The organism is Actinokineospora sp. NPDC051303 (assembly GCF_055586285.1).
Map to the genome: position 1 here is coordinate 46,730 of NZ_JBVJIN010000012.1, position 16,989 is coordinate 63,718.

At 71.4% G+C, this 16,989-nt stretch carries 16 protein-coding genes; all 16 read right to left on the bottom strand.

What is annotated here, in order from left to right:
• Positions 1–66 precede the first annotated feature (66 nt).
• Complete coding sequence (locus ACZ6SD_RS12100) at positions 67–402, bottom strand: STAS domain-containing protein (protein ID WP_465316950.1); 336 nt, start codon at positions 400–402, stop codon at positions 67–69.
• A 90-nt stretch (positions 403–492) separates the two neighbouring features.
• Complete coding sequence (locus ACZ6SD_RS12105) at positions 493–1,293, bottom strand: phosphate ABC transporter ATP-binding protein (protein ID WP_465316951.1); 801 nt, start codon at positions 1,291–1,293, stop codon at positions 493–495.
• Positions 1,294–1,302: 9 nt separating this feature from the next.
• Complete coding sequence (locus ACZ6SD_RS12110) at positions 1,303–2,184, bottom strand: sortase (RefSeq protein ID WP_465316952.1); 882 nt, start codon at positions 2,182–2,184, stop codon at positions 1,303–1,305.
• A 65-nt stretch (positions 2,185–2,249) separates the two neighbouring features.
• Positions 2,250–3,881: a hypothetical protein gene (locus ACZ6SD_RS12115; protein WP_465316953.1), complete on the bottom strand. Its 1,632-nt coding sequence runs from the start codon at positions 3,879–3,881 to the stop codon at positions 2,250–2,252.
• 31 nt (positions 3,882–3,912) lie between these two features.
• Positions 3,913–4,623: a hypothetical protein gene (locus tag ACZ6SD_RS12120; RefSeq protein ID WP_465316954.1), complete on the bottom strand. Its 711-nt coding sequence runs from the start codon at positions 4,621–4,623 to the stop codon at positions 3,913–3,915.
• On the bottom strand, positions 4,610–5,596 hold the full coding sequence (locus tag ACZ6SD_RS12125) for a DUF916 domain-containing protein (RefSeq protein ID WP_465316955.1): 987 nt from the start codon (positions 5,594–5,596) through the stop codon (positions 4,610–4,612). The genes ACZ6SD_RS12120 and ACZ6SD_RS12125 overlap by 14 nt, the downstream gene beginning before the upstream one ends.
• 81 nt (positions 5,597–5,677) lie before the next feature.
• Positions 5,678–7,261: an Ig-like domain-containing protein gene (locus ACZ6SD_RS12130; RefSeq protein ID WP_465316956.1), complete on the bottom strand. Its 1,584-nt coding sequence runs from the start codon at positions 7,259–7,261 to the stop codon at positions 5,678–5,680.
• 39 nt (positions 7,262–7,300) lie between these two features.
• Positions 7,301–8,299: a substrate-binding domain-containing protein gene (locus ACZ6SD_RS12135; protein WP_465316957.1), complete on the bottom strand. Its 999-nt coding sequence runs from the start codon at positions 8,297–8,299 to the stop codon at positions 7,301–7,303.
• 234 nt (positions 8,300–8,533) lie between these two features.
• Positions 8,534–10,906 carry a hypothetical protein gene (locus ACZ6SD_RS12140; RefSeq protein WP_465316958.1) on the bottom strand — a complete coding sequence of 791 codons (2,373 nt, stop codon included), beginning with the start codon at positions 10,904–10,906 and terminating at the stop codon, positions 8,534–8,536.
• A complete protein-coding gene (gene pstS / locus ACZ6SD_RS12145; protein ID WP_465316959.1) occupies positions 10,903–12,495 on the bottom strand; it encodes a phosphate ABC transporter substrate-binding protein PstS in 1,593 nt (530 codons plus the stop codon). Before pstS ends, ACZ6SD_RS12140 begins: the two co-directional genes overlap by 4 nt.
• A gap of 25 nt (positions 12,496–12,520) precedes the next feature.
• The gene (gene pstA, locus ACZ6SD_RS12150) at positions 12,521–13,657 is read right to left on the bottom strand and encodes a phosphate ABC transporter permease PstA (protein ID WP_465316960.1); all 1,137 of its coding nucleotides are present in this window, start codon (positions 13,655–13,657) and stop codon (positions 12,521–12,523) included.
• 1 nt (position 13,658) lies between these two features.
• Positions 13,659–14,816, bottom strand: coding sequence for a phosphate ABC transporter permease subunit PstC (gene pstC, locus ACZ6SD_RS12155; protein ID WP_465316962.1), 1,158 nt, complete (start codon positions 14,814–14,816; stop codon positions 13,659–13,661).
• 109 nt (positions 14,817–14,925) lie between these two features.
• Complete coding sequence (locus ACZ6SD_RS12160; protein WP_465316964.1) at positions 14,926–15,279, bottom strand: YegP family protein; 354 nt, start codon at positions 15,277–15,279, stop codon at positions 14,926–14,928.
• Positions 15,280–15,524: 245 nt separating this feature from the next.
• A complete protein-coding gene (locus ACZ6SD_RS12165) occupies positions 15,525–15,974 on the bottom strand; it encodes a helix-turn-helix domain-containing protein (RefSeq protein WP_465316965.1) in 450 nt (149 codons plus the stop codon).
• 223 nt (positions 15,975–16,197) lie between these two features.
• Positions 16,198–16,479 (bottom strand): DUF202 domain-containing protein, encoded by a 282-nt coding sequence (locus ACZ6SD_RS12170; RefSeq protein WP_465316966.1) that lies wholly within the window; start codon positions 16,477–16,479, stop codon positions 16,198–16,200.
• Entirely contained in the window at positions 16,469–16,825 is a 357-nt protein-coding gene (locus tag ACZ6SD_RS12175; protein WP_465316967.1) for a YidH family protein, read from the bottom strand. The genes ACZ6SD_RS12170 and ACZ6SD_RS12175 overlap by 11 nt, the downstream gene beginning before the upstream one ends.
• Between the last annotated feature and the right edge of the window lie 164 nt (positions 16,826–16,989).

Consider the following 16,989-nt stretch of genomic DNA (forward strand, 5'->3'; position numbering starts at 1 on the left):
GAGGAGAGGTTCGCGCTGGTTGGGGGTGTTGTCAAGTGGGTTGAGCGTGGGGAAAGGTCTGGGGCGCTAGAGGTCGTCCATGGAGGAGGTGACGCGTAGGTGGGTGTTCATGCCGTTCGCGTTGAGGACTCGGGAGACGGCGGGGGAGACGTCGACTAGGCGGAGCCAGCCGCCGGAGCGTTCTAGGCGGCGTTGGGCGGCTATGAGGGCGTTGACGCCCGCGCAGCCGAAGAACTCGGCGTCGGACAGGTCGATGATGAGGCCGGGGCGGGGGGTGCGTTGTTCGGCTACGGCACCTAGCAAGAAGCGTTCCAGGACGCCTGCGGCGACCAAGTCCACCTCGCCGCCGATGGCGACTAGGACGACGCCGGGCGCGGGCGGGTCGTCCAAGCGAAGGTCCACGAAGCCCCCCAGGCCATGACTCAGTGCGGCTGCGACCCGTTCCACGTTACCCGCCGTGTGACCCGCCGCGGCGTCCCACGATCGGGTTACTCAGCCGAAGCGGCCGTGCACGTAGTCCGAGGTGCGCTGGTCCTCGGGGGACTCGAAGATTTTCGTGGTGGGACCGGCCTCCACGATCACCCCGGGGGTGCCCTGCTCGGCGAGGAAGAACGCGCACTGCTGCGACACCCGCGCCGCCTGCTGCATGTTGTGCGTGACGATCACGATGGTCACCTCGTGCGCCAGGTCGGCGATGGTCTGCTCGATGCGCCGCGTGGAGGTCGGGTCGAGGGCTGAGCACGGCTCGTCCATCAGCAGCACCGCGGGGCGCACGGCCAGCGACCGGGCGATGCACAGCCGCTGCTGCTGGCCGCCGGACAGGGCTCCGCCGGGCTGGCGCAGCCGGTCGCGGACCTCGGTCCACAGCCCCGCCTTGGTCAGGCACTCCTCGACCAGCGCGTCCTTGTCCGACCGGCGGACCCGGGCTCCGGTGAGCTTGAGACCGGCCACCACGTTGTCGTAGATCGACATCGCCGGGAACGGGTTGGGCTTCTGGAAGACCATGCCGATCTGCTTGCGGGCCTCGGTGAGCTTGCGGCTGGGGTCGTAGATGTCCTGGCCGGACAGCAGGACCTCGCCCGCGAGGGTGGCGCCGGGGATCAGCTCGTGCATCCGGTTCAGGATGCGCAGGAACGTCGACTTGCCGCAGCCGGACGGCCCGATCAGCGCCGTCACCGACCCGGCGGGCATGACCAGCGACACCCGGTCGAGGACCTTGCGGTCGCCGAACCAGGCCGACACCGACCGCGCGTCGAGGGCGGCGAGGCCGGTCGGGGGCAGGGTGAGCGTCATCGGGGCTCCTCAGATCAGGTTGGGCAGGAGGGCGGCGGCCTCGTCGGCGAGGGTCACGCCGAGCGCGCCGAGCAGCGGCACGCCGATCACCCAGGCGTGCCAGCGGCCGACCCGGTGACGCAGGTAGACCACGGCGAGCGCGGCGACGGCCAGGACCAGCGCCCACAGCACCGCGGGCACCAGCGCGTCCGCGTCGCCCACCATGACCTGCTCGTTCTCCGGGACCGCGAACGAGGGCAGCGCGCCGGAGGCGGGCTGGACTTCGGTGGTGAGCTTCGCGTCGACCCGCAGGACGTCGGTGGGCAGGAAGTACGGGCCGTCCGCGGTGACCAGGGTGAGGCCGCCCTTGCCGGGGGCCGGGGTGTGCCGCTGCGGGTCGCCCGCGCGGCGCACGCCCTGCACGCGGTAGCGGTGCTCGCCCTGGCCGGTGGTCACGATGATCTCGTCGCCCGGGCGCAGGGTGTCCAGCAGCGCGAACGGGCCGCCGTAGCTCGCGCGCCTGCCCAGGATCACGCTCGCCCCGGCCTGCCCGGGCAGCGGTGTGTTGCGCAGGTGGCCGGGGCCGGACTTGAGCGCCCCGGACGAGGTGCCCTCCCCCACGACCTCGTGCAGGCCCAGCCGGGGGATCTCCAGGATCGCCAGCGGCGTGCCCGGGTCCAGCAGCCTGCCGCCCTCGTCGAGCGCGTGGACCGGGGCGGTCGCGTTGGCGAGTTGGAACCGCAGGTCCTCGTGCGCGCGGTTCTGGTCGCGCTCGTGCTTGAGCGTGCCCAGCACGGCGAACTGCGCGACGAAGCACAGCAGCACCGCGCCGAGGATGCCGAGCATCTGCCCGGTCAGGCGCAGCGCCGACCGCTCGGGCGCTGCGGCGGGTCGCTCATCGACCACGGTCACGGCGGACGTCCTTCCTGGCGGCACGGCCCGGGGCGCGCGGCGACGGCGCGCCCCGGGCGGGGGAATCAGTTCTCGGGCGTGGTGAGGATCGGCTCGCCGCCCGCTCGGCGCCTGCGGGCCGCGACGACGGCGAACCCGCCGAGGCCGACCAGCAGCACCCCGGCGAGGGCGGTGAGGCCGACCGACGCGCCCGTGCTCGCCAGGCCGCCCGCGCTGCCCTGCGGGTCGGGGTCGGCGGTCGGGTCGGTGGTGGGGGTGGGATCGGTGGACGGGTCGTCCGTTGGGTCGGTCGGGTCCGTGACGGTGGGGTCGGTCGAGTCCGTCGGGTCAGTCGGGTCCGTCGAGGTGGTGGTTCCGGGGGTGCTGGACGAGGTGGGGATCACGCCGCCGATCACCTCCCACTCGGTGGCGGTGGTGAACCGGACGCGGACGCTGAACGTGCGGTGGATCTCCTGGGAGAACTCGTTGACGCAGTGCACGTCCACGGCGTAGTCGCCGGGGGTGATGGTGGTGCTGTTGTCGACCGCGATGTCCTTGAACGACAGGGTCTGCACGACGGAGAACGGCTCGGTCTTGCTGAAGCCGACCCCCGAGGGCGTGCTGCCGACCAGGCCAGCGGCGAAGCCGCCGGGACCGCGGACGAACAGCATGTGCCCGTCGGCGTCGTTGTCCCCGCAGCCCGTCGAGGTGGTGTAGGTCGGCGCGTCGGTGTCCAGGCCCGAGGTCTTGTTCGGGGTCAGGGTGAAGGAGCCGCCCGGGTTGGCGCTGGTGGTCGTCGGCTCGGTCGAGGTCGAGGTGGACGAGGGCGGCGTCGAGGTGGACGACGGCGTCGAGGTGGGCGTGGACGACGAGGTGGGCTCGGTGCTGGAGGTCGGCTCGGTGGTCGACGTGGACGTGGTGGACGTCGGGTCCGTCGTCGTCGGGTCGGTGCTCGTCGGGTCGGTCGTGGTCGGGTCCGTGGTCGACGGCGACGTGCTCGTCGGTTCAGTGCTCGTCGGGTCCGTTGTGGACGGAGAGGTGCTGGTCGGGTCCGTGGTCGACGGGGACGTGCTCGTCGGCTCGGTGGTCGAGGTGCTGGTCGGGTCCGTTGTGGACGGGGACGTGCTGGTCGGGTCCGTGGTCGACGGGCTGGTGCTCGTCGGCTCGGTGGTCGACGGGGACGTGCTGGTGGGGTCGGTGGTGGTGCTGGAAGTGGTCGAGCTGGGCGTGGTCGAGGTGGGGGCGTTCGGGTCCGTCGCCTGGTAGTGGGTGGCGTCGGTGAAGAACAGCTCCCGGGTGAAGGTGCCCTTGACCTCCTGACTGAACAGGTCGACGCAGTTCACCACGATGGTGTACTTGCCCGCGGTGACCGTGGTGCTGTTGTCGACCGCGATGTCCTTGAACGACAGTCCTTGCAGCACCGGGAACGCGTTCGCGGTGGAGAAGCCGACATCGGTGGGCGTGGTGCCGATCAGGCCGTTGGCGAAGCCGCCGGGGCCGTAGACGAACAGGTTGTAGCCGTCCGAGTCCGGGGAGCAGCCCGCGGCCGTGGTGTAGGTGGGGGCGGTGACGTCGAGCCCGGTGGCGGGGTCGACGCTGAGGGCGCCCAGCGTCGCGACCGGGGGTTCGGCCTGGCCGTCGACCGCGGTGAGGACCACCGCGGTTCCCGCCGCGGTGAGCACGGCCGCGCAGGCCGCCACCAGTTGTCGCTTACGCATGAGCATTTTCCTCCGTTGTCGGTTGCAAAGGTCAGTCGGTCGCCGACGAGCGGCGGTTGCGCAGGGCGGACCAGGCCGCGGCAGCGACGGCCGTGCCCACGACGCCGAGCGCGAGGTACAGGAACGGTTGCGCGCCATCGGATTCGGCGGCGGGTACCGCGCCAGCCTCGGGCGCGGAAGCCGCGTCCGGGGACGCCGACGGCGCGGCTTGCCCTGGCACGGCCGGGGCGGGGGCGGCTTCCGCGTCGGGCGCGGGGACCATCAGGGGCGCGGTCGGCCGCTGGGGTCCCTTGGCGGCGCCGACGCCGACGTACCGGGCCGGTTCCACGAAGTCAATGGTTCCGGTGAACTCGCCGAAGCTCTGCTGGCTGAACGAGTCGATGCACAGCAGGGCGAGGTCGTACTTGCCGCGGAAGGTGAGGTTGTTGTCGGCGGCGAAGTCCTTGAACGTCAACGCGACCGGCACCTCGAACGGTCCGTCGTGGGACAGGCCGACGTCGGCGTTGGCCACGATCACCAGGCCGTCCTCGGGCAGCCCGGCTCCGCGCATGGTGGCGTAGTACCCGGTGGCCTGCCGGGGGCAGCCCGCCGAGGTGGTGATCCGGACCGGGGCGGCGTCCGCGCTCTCCCCCGGCGTCACGACCAGGCCGCCGAGCGGCGCGGCGTGCGCGGAACCGGGCAGCAGCACGGAAAACAGGATCAGCAGCAGCCCGACGAGGGGCGCGCGCTCACGCGGGGACATGCTCGACCTCCTGGCGCGCCGCGGCGCGGCGGATTCGCTTGCGCCACCGCAGGAACAGCACGAGGGCGAGCACGACCAGCAGCGCGATCAGCAGCAGCCAGGGCACGGCGGCCGTGGTGGCGCTGGCATCGACGGCCGGGGCGGGCGGTTCGGTGCCGGGCGGGGCGACCGGGTCGATGTGGACAATGCCGTCGAGCCACCCGGCGGGCAGCACGCCGGACACCACGGTGGTGACCCGGAAAGTGTTGCCGGGCAGCAGTTCCGGGAGGTCCGGCAGGCCGGGCGCTTCGGTGGCCGAGCCCCACGGGGTCTCGACCCGCACCTGCTGCTTTCCGCTGAGCCGCACGTTTCCGTTGTTGCGCACGGTGTAGCTGACGGTCGTGTCGCCCGCGCCGAAGAACCGGCCCGCGTAGTCGACGTCGAGGTCTTCGACGCTCAGCCGCGGTGTCAGCTCGCCGGAGACCCGCAGGTACACCCGGGCGCCGACGCGCTGCTCGACGGCGACGCGCTGCCCGTCGGCGTTGGTGGCCTCGGTGGCCAGGGACGCCACGATGCCGCCGGTGTGGTCGCCGGGGGTGGCGTTCGCCGGGATGGTCAGGGTGAACGGCACGATGACGGTGCTGCGCGGCGCGATCTGGACCTCGGACTTGTCCATAGTGGACCACGCGCCGACGTCGACCGGCTTCCGGCCGCCCGCGAGCAGGTCGAAGCCGCCCTCGGGGGTGTTGAACGCGTCGCTGGCGTAGACCCGCAGGGCCAGCGGCTGGGTGGAGACGTTGGAGATCGCGACGTGGTCGCGCACCACCGCGCCCGGCGTCGCGCTGTAGCTGAAGTTGTTGCGCGTGTCCGGCGCTTCCGCGGTCGCGGGCCGCACGCCGAAGGTGGCCGGACCTTCCGCGTGCGCGGGCAGCGGTGCGGCGAGCCCGAGGGCGAGCAGGCCGAGAACGAGGGTGCGGCGCCAGTTCCGCGTCATGAGCTGTCCTTAATGGAGGGTCCGGGTGTGGGGGCGGACCGGCTGCTGGGCCCGGCCCGCCCCCACCGACGACGATCAGCCTCAGATGGCGGTGAGGGTGAGCGTCGCCGTGTAGGTGCCCGCGAGGGTCGAGGTCGGCACCTTCAGCGCCAGGTCGGCGGTGAGGTTCGCGGTGCCGTTGCCGCCCAGGGCGGCCGCGGTGGCGAGCAGGCGGGCGGTGGCCAGGCCGAGGCCGCTCGGCGCGGGCGCGCCCGGGACGATGGCGTTGGCCGGGGCGACCTGCGGGCCCGCGGTGATGTTCTGCACCGGGGACTTGTCCACGATCTTCGGGGTCCAGCCGAGGTTGGCGCCGTTGATGGCGTTGGCCCCGTTGGCGAAGTCGGTCACCTGGCCGGACACGTTCCAGCCGGGGTTGCCTGCGCGGGTGTCGGTGACGGTGATCGGGTTGAGCGAGCCCGCGGTGGTGAGCAGCGAGCCGTCGGCCGCCATGACCGGCGAGGGCAGGACGACGTTCTGGTTCGCGACGCTGATCAGCAGCTCACCGGCGAGGACGGTGGTGGTGATGGTCTCCGAGGCGCTGACGCCCGCGAAGGCCGTGATCTCCAGCGGCACCCCGGCCGAGACCGAGGTCTCGTACGCGGCGGCGTTGGCGGGCACGAAGCGCGCGGTGAAGCTGTGCGCGCCCACCGCGAGGGTGGAGGTGGTCAGCGTGGCCGAGCCGTTCGCCACGGCGACCGGGTTGCCCAGGTTGACGCCGTTGTCGAGGAACTGCACGGAACCACCGGCCGCGGCGGGGGCCACGGTCGCGCTGAGGGTGACGGTGCTGTACTGCGCCGCCGTGCCGCTCGGGGTGACCGCGAGGGCGGTCGTGGTCGGCGTGGCCACCGGGGCGTTGACCTGGTAGGACACCGCCGCCGACGTCGAGCCCGAGATGTTCGGGGCGGAGCCGGTGAACACCGCGGTCAGCGAGCGGGTGCCCGCCGGGAGCGCCGTGGTGGTCAGGGTCGCGGTGCCGTTGGACACCGCCACCGGGGAGCCGAGGTTGCCCGCGCCGTCCTTGAACTGCACGGAACCGGTGGCCGAGGCCGGGGTGACGGTGGCGGTCAGGGTGACCGCGGCGCCCTCGGTGACCGGGGCGTTCGGCGACACGGCCAGCGCGGTGCTGGTCGCGACCGGCGCGCTCGGGTCGGTGGCCGACCACGCGGTGGCGCTGGTGAAGTACACGTTGCGGGTGAACGTGCCCTTGGTCTCGCCGCTGAACAGGTCGACGCAGTTGACGGCGATGGTGTAGGTGCCCGGGACGATCGTGGTGCTGTTGTCCACGGCGATGTCCTTGAAGGACAGGCCCTGCAGCACGGTGATCGGGCCGGAGGTCGAGAAGCCGACGTCGGTCGGCGTGGTGCCGATCAGGCCGTTCTCGAAGCCGCCCGGGCCGTAGACGAACAGGTTGTAGCCGTCGGAGTCGGGGGTGCAGCCCGCGGCCGTGGTGTAGGTGGGCGCCTCGACGTCCGAGCCGGACTGCTTGCTGATGGACAGGGCGCCCAGGTTGCCCGCGGGCGGGGCGGCGGCAGCGGCGACGCCCGCCGCGCCGATGCTGGCCGCGGCGGCGGCGGCCATCACGATGAGACCGCCGGTGAGGCGGCGAACTACGGTGTTTCCTCGCACTGTTGTGCAGACCTTTCGACTAAGAGTGGCTGGGAGCGACTACGGCGCGGGCGGGGTGACAAGCTGCGTGTTGCCGCAGTTCGCGTTCACGCCGAAGCCGTACTGGGTGATGACGTCGGTCTTGGCGCAGATCTGCGAGGTCGGGCCGACGAAGATCGAGTTGTAGGTCGGCTCGCTGAGCTTGCCGGTCGGGACGACGTTGTAGACGTCGCGCTTGAAGGTCGACGAGGTGTTGAGGATCGTCGGCGCGACGCCGTTGAAGGTCGCCAGGACCGCCTTGCCCTGCGCGGCCGGGGCCACGCCGTAGATCTGCGAGACGTAGACGGCGATCGAGTACGGCAGGATGTGCTTGGTGTCGGTCAGGTAGGTGCCGACGTGCTCCTGGATGCCCTCGCCGTTGGCGTCGACGTCCTTCACGCACGGGAACGTGGTGGTGAACGTCGCGGTGTTGGCCAGGCCGAGCTGCTTGAGGAAGAAGTCCCGGGTGCCCGAGCCGAACTGCGGCAGCAGCGGCTTGAAGTTGGTGCCGACGCCGGGCGCGGTGCAGTTGTAGATCGCCTTGAGCTGCGCGGTGGTCAGCTTCTTGGTGACCGTGCTGTCGCTGCGGACCGCGTAGGTCAGCGCGTCGACCGCGAACGGGATGTAGGTGAGGTTCTTGCCCGCGTAGTTGGCCGAGTTGTTCGACGACGACCGGGCCGCCTGCAGGCAGTTGTTGCCCGCGTCGACGGAGTTGACCAGCGCGGTGACGCCCTGGCCGGAGCCCTCGGGGCGGGGCAGGGTGCACGCCGGGTTGGTCGCCGGGTCCTTGGTGGTGATGTTCGCCGAGCCGCGGGCGTCGTAGGAGCCCAGGACCTTCGTGCCGTTGATGGTGATCGCGTCCGACAGGCCGTTCATCACGGTCTGCGTGGTGTCCGACCCGACAATGGCGATGTCGCGGTAGGTGGGCGCGCCCGCCGGGTCGGCGTGGGCCGAGCCCGCCGCGAGCGCGACGGCCGCCACAGCGCCGGAAACCGCCAGGAGCATACGCTTCTTGCTCACTGCATGTATCCTTTTCTTCGCAGTAGGTGGGCGGACTGGTGTCCGCGCACAAATCCGGTGCGACGCGAGCAGAGCGCACCGGAACCAGTCAGTCGTCTGTCCGGTCTGTGGCGGGAGCGGCAACTCCCGTCACGGGCCGGCGGGCACTCACCTCCCCGTTGGCTCTCCTGTGGTGTGTCGCGCCCGGAGTGTCCGGGCGGACAAGCGCGGGTGAGCAGCGGACGAACGAGCGCGTCACGGCGCCGCCGTCCGACGGGAAAGCCGCGACAGCACGGGATTCGCCGCGGTCGCGATCCCGCCCGCCACCAGGGCGGCGGCCAGCAGGTAGCGCATCAGCCAGGTCACCGCCATGGTCGGGGTGTCCCGCACGCCCGCGACGGGCGCGGCGGTCGCTTCAGCCGGGGCCGGGCTCGGCGCGGCGGCGGCCGGGGCGGGGACGGCGGCGGGCGGCGCGCTGGACGTGCCGGGCGCCACGGTCTGCGTTGTCTCAGTTGGACTGTCTACTTCAGACTGCCGCTCGGTGACCGTCACCGGGGTTTTGCCCGCGTCGCGTTCGATGATCGCCGCCGCCTTCTCGGCCTGCTGCCGCAGGGCGGCGGGCAGCGGAAGGTAACCGGCCGGGAGCTGCCCGGCGCCCTCGCCCTGGAGCTGGCCGGGGCCGGTGGCGAAGCGCAGGAACTTCGCGTACTCGGCGCCCGCCTTGGCGTCCATCGCGGACGGGACCGCGGCGGCGTAGCTCACGTTGGGCAGTGGGTACGCGGCGGCGTCGGTCGATTTCGGATTGGCTTTGCGCACCCCCGGAACCGCCGTCGTGGTCATCTGGCCCAGCGCGGCGGTCAGCCCCTCCTGGGTCGGTGCGACGAACGCGCCCGCCGCGTTGCGCAGGCTGGCGACCGGAAGGCCGTAGCGGGCGGCGGTGACGGTGTCCACCACGGCCAGCAGGCTGCGCTCCCCCGCCGGTTGGCGCGGGACCCGCGAGTACCCGGGTTTGGCCGGGTCCAGCGGATCGGGCTGCCCGTTGGGCGACTTGCCCAGCGTGTCACCCCGGCTGATCGCCCGGCCCGCCTCGTGCAGGTCGGCGGCCAATGGCCGGGCCAGGAGCGCGCACTCCGGGCCCAGCGGGGCGGGCAGCGGCGCGCAGGTCAGGTCCGCCTTGGGGAAGTTCGGCAGCGGCAGGGCCAGGTTCTTGTAGTTCGGGTTGACCACCATGCCCGAGGGGTCCGGCGCGCCGTCGAGGAACGCGCGGGCCTCCGGGTCGGCGTCGATCCACGTCCACAGCGCCGTCGTCGCGTCGAGGTCGACCGAGGGCGCGAGCACGTCGAGGGCGTTCATCAGCGCGCCGTAGATTTTCAGGTCCGGGTTGAGCGCGAGGAACTCCGGGTCTTCGTTGAGCCGCCGGTGGTTCTTGGACAGGTACGGCTGGTTGCCCGGCACGACGTCCCGATAGGACTGAGTGAGCAGCTTGGCCACCAGCCGCGGGGTCAGTTTCAGGTCGGTGACGAGCTGCCCATCGCGCTGCCACACCGTGGGGTCCGGCTCGACCTCCGGTCCGCGCGACTGGCGCTCCAGCACGAACGCGATGGCGAACCCGGACACCGCGACGGGCGCGTAGACGACCGGCCGGGGCTGCTCGCCCGCTGGCTCGGTCACGAACACCATGCCCGGCTCGGACAGCGCGAGCTGGTCGCGGGCGATGCCGTCGGGAACCTGGGTGAAGCCGAACACCGTGCCGTCGCCACCGCACAGCGCGGGCTGCCAGCGGGCGACCGCGTCGGCGACGAACTCGTGCCCGGTCAATGACCGCTCCGCCGCGCCGATCGGGCACGCGCGGCCCACCGGCTGGAACTCCAGCTTGACCTTGATCCGCTTGTCCCAGTTGGTCTTGCTCAGCGGCGAGGAGTCCAGGTTGTTGCTGCTGTGGTCGGCCCCGGGCTTCTTTCCGTTGACCTCGGTGTCGCCGCGCGGGACCACAACCAGCCAGCAGTGCCTCGGCTTTCCCTTGTCCGGCCCGCTGGTCCGGATCGTGCCGCAGCCCAGGCCGTAGCCCTCCAGCGCGGTCTGCACCTCGAAGTCGACCTCGCCGGAGCCATCGGGCCGGGTCTTGGCGAAGGGCACCTCGTTGGTGGTGCCCGCGTCGAAATACTCGCCGAACTTGGTGGTCGGCTCTCCGACCGCCGGATGGAACTTGGCGTAGGCCGCGCCGGTCGCCGGGATCGGGTCGGTCTCGGCGGGGTCTTTCGGGTCGCTGTAGAGAATCTGGCGGCTCTTGGTGAAGTTGCCGAGCCCGAGGCCGCTCTGCGCGTCGAGGCCGCCGAACTGGCACTGCTCCCTGGTCGGCCCAACGGGATCGTCGCCCCAGCACTGCATGATCTGCAGGTAGTTCGTGGCGAAGCGGCCGACCGGGCCGGTGGGCTTGCCGCCGGTCCAGCTCACCCGCACGGTCTGGTTGATCAGGTCCCGGGTCTGCGCGACGGTGACTTTCAGGTCGGCGAACTCCTTCGTGCCCGCGACGGTTTGCGCCGAGGACGACACCGAGGCCGCCGCCGGGGGCGGCGCCCCGACGACCGAGCCGACCAACAGCGCGGCGACGAGCAGCAGGCGGGTCATCTGCCCCACCTGCGCAACCACCGCGCCGCCACCGGCGGCCCCACGACCAGCACGGCCAGCAGGACCCCGGCGATCACGACCAGCAACGCCGTGTCGTCCTCGCGCAGGTCGACCGAGACCGGCACCGCCGACGCGCTCGCCCCCGACCGCCGGACCACCTCGCCGGTCGCCTCGTCGACGACGGTCTCTTCCGCGACCGCTTCCGGCGCCGCGCCAGGGTTTTCCGCCCCACCCTGTGGCCCGGCCTCGGCCGCTGCCCCGGGGGCTGAGCCGCCGCCCCCGCCGCCGCCAGCACCGCCGCCGCCCCCGGTCTCAGTGGACTCGGTCGCGCCGCCGGTGCCCTCCTTGCACTGCGTCGGCCCCTGCTTGTCGCAGTCCGGCGGCTGCGGCGCGTTCTTGGCCAGCGTGTTCGACCCGTCCGGGGAGAAGGTCGGGTTGTTGCACTTGCCGATGTCCTTGCTCTGCTTGGTGGTGCCCGGAATCCGGGCCACCTGGTCGAGTCCGGCGCGCACCAGGTTGATCGGCAGCGGCGAGAACCCGAGCCGGTCGGCCTGCTGCTGGCCCTCGCACAGGAAGTAGTAGGCGAAGTCCGACAGCGTGCGGCCCTTGGCCTCGGTGAACTTCCCGGTCGCCGTGGTCGGCAGGATCATGTAGCTGTAGCTCGACATCGGGTAGCTGCGCGGGTCCTGGTCGCGGTAGACCTGCCCGAGGTCCTGGGTCAGATCCGGGTTGATCTTCGCCTGGAGCAGCGCGACGGCCACCGCCGCCGCCTTCGGCTCGACGTAGTACCCCTTGGCGTTGAGCAGTTTCGCCACCGGGAAGTTCGCGTTGCGGGCGTAGGAGTACTCGACGTAGGTGATCGAGCCCTCGCTGCCCTCCTGGCGCACGTAGTTGGCCACGCCCAGCGAGCCGGACTGCCCGACCACCGGGGCGATCAGCGGGTAGTTGGAGGTGAACCCGCACGGCGTCGCCCGCTTCGCGCGGCGGCAGTAGTCGTCCCAGATCCCCGGGTGCTGCGCGGCCATCCAGGAGGTGAACTGGGCGCTGGTGCCCGAGCCGTCGGAGCGCACCACCGGCACGATCTTGCGGTTGGGCAGGCGCAGGCCGGGGTTGTCCTTGGCGATCGCCGGATCAGCCCACGAGGTGATGGCCCCGGTGAAGATCTTGGTGACCACCTCGCCGGACAGGCGCAGGTTGGTGACCCGCTTGCCGCCGATCTTGAGGTTGTACATCAGCGACGTGCCACCCGCGACGATCGGCATGTAGGCGTAGGTGCCCTCCGGCGGCGGCACGTCCCGCACGCCCGCGTCGGTCAGGCCGTAGGGGATCTCGGAGACGGCGAAGTCGACCTGGCCCGCCTTGAACTGGTTGCGGCCGTCGGTGGAGCCGGTGCCGGAGAAGTTGACCCGCATGCCGTACTGCACGACGTTCTTGCGCCACTGGTCGAGCGCGTTGTAGCTCCACGTCGAGCCCGCGCCGCTGATCGGCGGGTAGCTCTGCGCGGACGCGGGCGGCGCATAGCCTGCCAGCGCGGTGAAAAGCAGGATGAAGACCGCCAGGAAGCCCAGCGGCCGCGGCCGGTTGATCATAACTCTCCTTGCTGCGGGCGGGTTTTCAGGCGGACTTAACCGGGAAACGCGCCCGGTCGCGGTGGGATGCCTTGGCCCGGCGGCGAAGCTGGCGCGCGGACAGGTCGCCGGGCCCCCGCCCGCCGAGCAGCCGGGCGAGCACGAACAGCACGAGCACCAGCGCCATGAGCACAGCGGCCGCGCCGAACCCGCGCTGCTTCATCGTGTCCTCCGAGGACGTCACGAGCTGGAAAGTGGCCAGCGGCAGGGAAACCTGCGAGTCGGCGAACGGGTTCCAGTTCAGGAACGGGGTGAAGCCCGCGGTGATGAGCACCGGCGAGGTCTCCCCGATGCCGCGCGCGGTGGCGAGCAGGACACTGGTGGTGAGCCCGGAGCGCGCGGTGGGCAGCACGACATGCCACACCGTGCGCACCTGGCCCGCGCCCAGCGCCAGCGACGCCTCCCGCAGCGAGCTGGGCACCAGCCGCAGCACCACGTCCGCGGCCCGGATCATGATCGGCAGCATCATCACGCTGATGGCGCAGCCCGCGGCGAACCCGGACCGCTCGAAGCCCAGCCCGAGGATCAGCGCGGCGTAGATGAACAGCCCGGCCACGATCGAGGGCAGCGCGGTCATCGCCTCGACCACCGTGCGCACCAGCCGGGTGAACACGCCCCTGGTCTCGTTGAGGAACACCGCGCACGTCAGTCCCAACGGGACGGTGATGGCCAGCGCGATGGCGATCTGCTCCAGGGTGCCCACCGCCGCGTGCAGGACCCCGCCGAGCTCCAGCGGGTCCAGGGTGCCCGCGTCGGACATGTCGTCGGTGAAGAAGTTGAGGTGGCCCAACGCTTCCAGGCCCATCACGATCGGATAGGCCACGATGAACACCAGCGCGGCCAGCGCGACCAGCGCGAGGCTGTGCACCACCGCGGACACCAGCCGGTCCCGGACGGTGAGAGCGTTGTCCTCCAAGGAGACCAACAGCGCGTAGAGGCCGAGGAACACCGGATAGGCGATGGCGGCGAAACCGATCGCGCCGGAGAACGGGGCGATCTGGTCGAACAGCAGCCCGGTCAGCGCCACCGCGGCGGCCGCGGCGCCGAGCAGGGCGGCCATGTCCGCCCGCCGCATCCCGCCGGTGACCCGGCGGACCTCCACCGGGGAAACCAGTTCTGCCATGTCAGTCGCTCCCCTGTCCGGACCGGCTGCGGGCGATGACCGCCGACGCGGCGAAGTTGACGATCAGGGTCAGCACGAACAGCGCCAGGCCCGCCGCCATCAGCGCGGACAGGCCGAACGGGCTCGCCGACCCCCACCGCTGCGCGACGAGCGCGGAGACGGAGTTGCCGCCGCTGCCCAGGATCTGCGGCTGGATCGCGAAGACCGGCGCGATGATCATCGCCACCGCGATGGTCTCGCCCAGCGCCCGGCCGAGGCCGAGCATGGTGCCGCCGATCATGCCGCTGCGGCCGAACGGCAGGACCACGCTGCGGATCACGCCCCAGCGGGTCGCGCCGAGCGCGTAAGCGCCCTCCCGCTCGCCCTGCGGCGCCTGGGTGAACGACTCGCGCATCACCGAGCAGATGAACGGCATGATCATGAACCCGACGACCAGACCGGCCCAGAACGTCGAGGTCACGTAGACCGAGTCGGTGGAGAGCGGGTTGTCCGGGTCGGCCCCGTCCACGCGCAGAAACGGAATCCAGCCGAACTGGATCGACAGCCAGCGCGGGATGTCCACGCCCTGCCACTGCAAGAACACCGACCCGAACAGTCCATACACGACACTGGGCACGGCGGCCATCAGGTCGACCAGGCTGGTGAGCATCCGCTTGAGCCGCCGGGGCGCGTACTCGGAGATGTAGAGCGCGACCCCCAGCGCCAGCGGGAACGCCACCACCAGCGCCACCGAGGCGATCAGCAGCGTCCCCACCAGGACCGCGGCGATGCCGAAGTTCAGCGAGTCCGGCTCCCACGCCTGCGTGGTGAGGAAGTCGAACCCGGCCTCGGCGAACGCGTCCGCGCCCCGAGTGAACAAGAACAGCCCCACCGTCGCCATCACGGCGAGCACCGCGAGGCCCGCCGCGCGCAGCACCAGCCGGAACACCCGGTCGACGCCGCCGGACGGGCTGACCCGGCGGCGCGGGCCCTCGACACGCTCCGCGCGCCGGACGTCGTCGGCAGGCTCGCTGACCACCCGGGTCATCCCCGCGCACCCCGCGGTCGCAGCGGCGCGGTCCACAGTGGTCTCGACGGTCTCGGCGGTCTCGGTGTTCTCGGTGTTCTCGGTGTTCTCGGCGATCTCAGTGTTCTCGGTGCTGACACGCGCGCAAGCCAAGCCCGCGCAAGCGTCCAACCCCGGATGTGATCGTGAACAACGGACGAACGCGCATATTCATTGGGCGCACGATAGGCCGAATGGCGGCGGTAATTGTCCTCCGCGCGCATCAGAAATGGACCACACGGGGAAAGTCCGCGAGCACGGCCTCGCCGACCAGGGCCAGGAAACTGCGGCAGGCGTACTGCGCCTGAACGCGACGCTGGTACTTGCGGCTCGACACGGCCAGATTCACCCCGTTGAGGCGCACCTGCCAGGACCACAGTTGCGACGGTGATTCACGAATTGTGACACCGGCCGCCTCTGGTAACCGTCTGCGCAGTTCAGCCACGGCGCGGACACACGAGTCCGGGTCGTCGAAGGCCGTCGCGGCTTGCCCGAGGCTCCGGTTGTTAGCGGAGAGGAAGCGCCAGGTCACTCGTGCGTCACCGAATCGGTAAACCTGGAAGCGGGCGACGGCCATCGGGGTTTTCTCCCATCCTGAAACACCCCGACGTGCAGGCCGAATCGTCTGGTTCACGGGTGGACAGAAGAAAAAGAACCGGCGTCGAGAAGATTGCCATCGTCCTCACGACGGATGGCCGCCCGCGTATTGTCACGCAGCGGAAACCGCTGGTCACCATTAGGCGGCGGGCAACCACCCGACACGGGGGAAATCCACCATCTCGTTATCGATGCGGGCAATCAGACCCAAGTGGACTCGCGGGCTCAGGGCTCGCGCAGCAACCGGATCAACTCGACGGTCGGCTGGCCGCACAGCGACGCCAGCGACTCCAGGGCGCTCAGGTCGAGGTCGCGGGTGGCTCCCGCGTGCCGTCCGACCTCCGCGGCCGCCCAGCGGTGCGCGGGCGCGAGTTCGGGCCGCTCGTCGGCGGCGAGCTGGTTGAGGTCCACCTTGAGCGACGCCGGGTACTCGTGGTTGTTGACCTGATGGTGGACACGTTCGAGTAGGTCGTGCGGCGAGGTCTCCAGGGCCGTGCACAGCTCCACGAACCGGACCACGGTGCACGATCGCGTGCCGGTCTCGTAGGAGGCGAGCGCCTGCGCCGACAGCTCATGCGGCAGCCGCTCGACCAGTTGCGCTCTGGTCCATCTGCGTCGGACCCGCAACTGCTGCAGTTCGCGTCCCAGTGCTCGCTGGTAGGCCGCTCCGTCCACGCCGTACCCCCGTCCAGTAGTCCGCGCCGCCGTGAGGCAACTCGCTGACCTGCGGTTTCCCCGATTGTTGTCACGTTACGCACATTTACTTTCGTTGCACCCATCTCGTGCGGCCTGCCCCCCTATCGAGTGAAGCCTGGCGGGTGACTCATACCCTCGGTAGAGCGACGGCGGCCCGTCGGTGACCGCCCGAACCAGGTCGACCGGGGACGGTCGCCGCCCGTCAGCGGACGAGCACCGCCACCAGCGCCGCGATCCCCGGCAGCACCGCCAGGACAGCCACCCACCAGGACAGCGGGCCCGCCCCGCGCCGGTAGCGCGCCGCTCCACACCGGACGAACCCGGCGGCGCAGCCCAGGGCGACCGCCGCGCACGCGAACCCGACCGCGTTCTCCGCGCCGTGCGCGAGCAGCGCCCCGACCGCCGCGGCCGACAGCGCGGTCCGCGTCCAGGCGAGCCGGGTCCGCTCGGCCTGCAACCCGGGCGGGGCGCCGTCAGTGTCCATTCGTGAGCACCAGGACGAGGACGCCGACTGCGACGGCGGTCACCCCGAAGGCCAGCAGCGGGATCTGCGGGGTCGCGGGGAGCGGGCGGCCCAGGCGCATCGCGCGCTGGGTGCCGCGCCAGCGGCGGTGGCTCAGCGCGGCCAGGACAGCGCCGAGCGTGATCAGGGCGACGCCGATGACCGAGCGCGGCAGCGGGGCGCCCAGGCCGGGCAGGTACTGCGCGACCGCGACGCCGCCCGCGACCAGCGCGAGGGCAGTGCGCACCCACGCCAGGAAGGTGCGTTCGTTGGCAAGGGTGAACCGGTAATCCGGTTCCTCGCCCTCCTCGGCCTTCGCTTCGCGCATCGTCGCCTCCTGACCGCATGGTAAGTCGGCCCTCGGCATCCGGCTTCCGGGGATTCGGCTTCGGGGAGGTTGTGGGAATACTGGTAAGAGCACGATGCGTGCGCGACGCGCGGGAGTCGCCGTCTCTTGCCTTCTCTCTTTCGCCACCCGGTTGCCGGAATCGC

Excerpts from the sequence above, each read along its gene's own strand:
- pstA (WP_465316960.1), bottom strand. The coding sequence starts at position 13,657 with ATGGCAGAACTGGTTTCCCCGGTGGAGGTCCGCCGGGTCACCGGCGGG.
- ACZ6SD_RS12140 (WP_465316958.1), bottom strand. The coding sequence starts at position 10,906 with ATGACCCGCCTGCTGCTCGTCGCCGCGCTGTTGGTCGGCTCGGTCGTC.
- ACZ6SD_RS12175 (WP_465316967.1), bottom strand. The coding sequence starts at position 16,825 with ATGCGCGAAGCGAAGGCCGAGGAGGGCGAGGAACCGGATTACCGGTTC.
- ACZ6SD_RS12115 (WP_465316953.1), bottom strand. The coding sequence starts at position 3,881 with ATGCGTAAGCGACAACTGGTGGCGGCCTGCGCGGCCGTGCTCACCGCG.
- pstS (WP_465316959.1), bottom strand. The coding sequence starts at position 12,495 with ATGATCAACCGGCCGCGGCCGCTGGGCTTCCTGGCGGTCTTCATCCTG.
- ACZ6SD_RS12120 (WP_465316954.1), bottom strand. The coding sequence starts at position 4,623 with ATGTCCCCGCGTGAGCGCGCGCCCCTCGTCGGGCTGCTGCTGATCCTG.
- ACZ6SD_RS12105 (WP_465316951.1), bottom strand. The coding sequence starts at position 1,293 with ATGACGCTCACCCTGCCCCCGACCGGCCTCGCCGCCCTCGACGCGCGG.
- ACZ6SD_RS12170 (WP_465316966.1), bottom strand. The coding sequence starts at position 16,479 with ATGGACACTGACGGCGCCCCGCCCGGGTTGCAGGCCGAGCGGACCCGG.
- ACZ6SD_RS12125 (WP_465316955.1), bottom strand. The coding sequence starts at position 5,596 with ATGACGCGGAACTGGCGCCGCACCCTCGTTCTCGGCCTGCTCGCCCTC.
- ACZ6SD_RS12160 (WP_465316964.1), bottom strand. The coding sequence starts at position 15,279 with ATGGCCGTCGCCCGCTTCCAGGTTTACCGATTCGGTGACGCACGAGTG.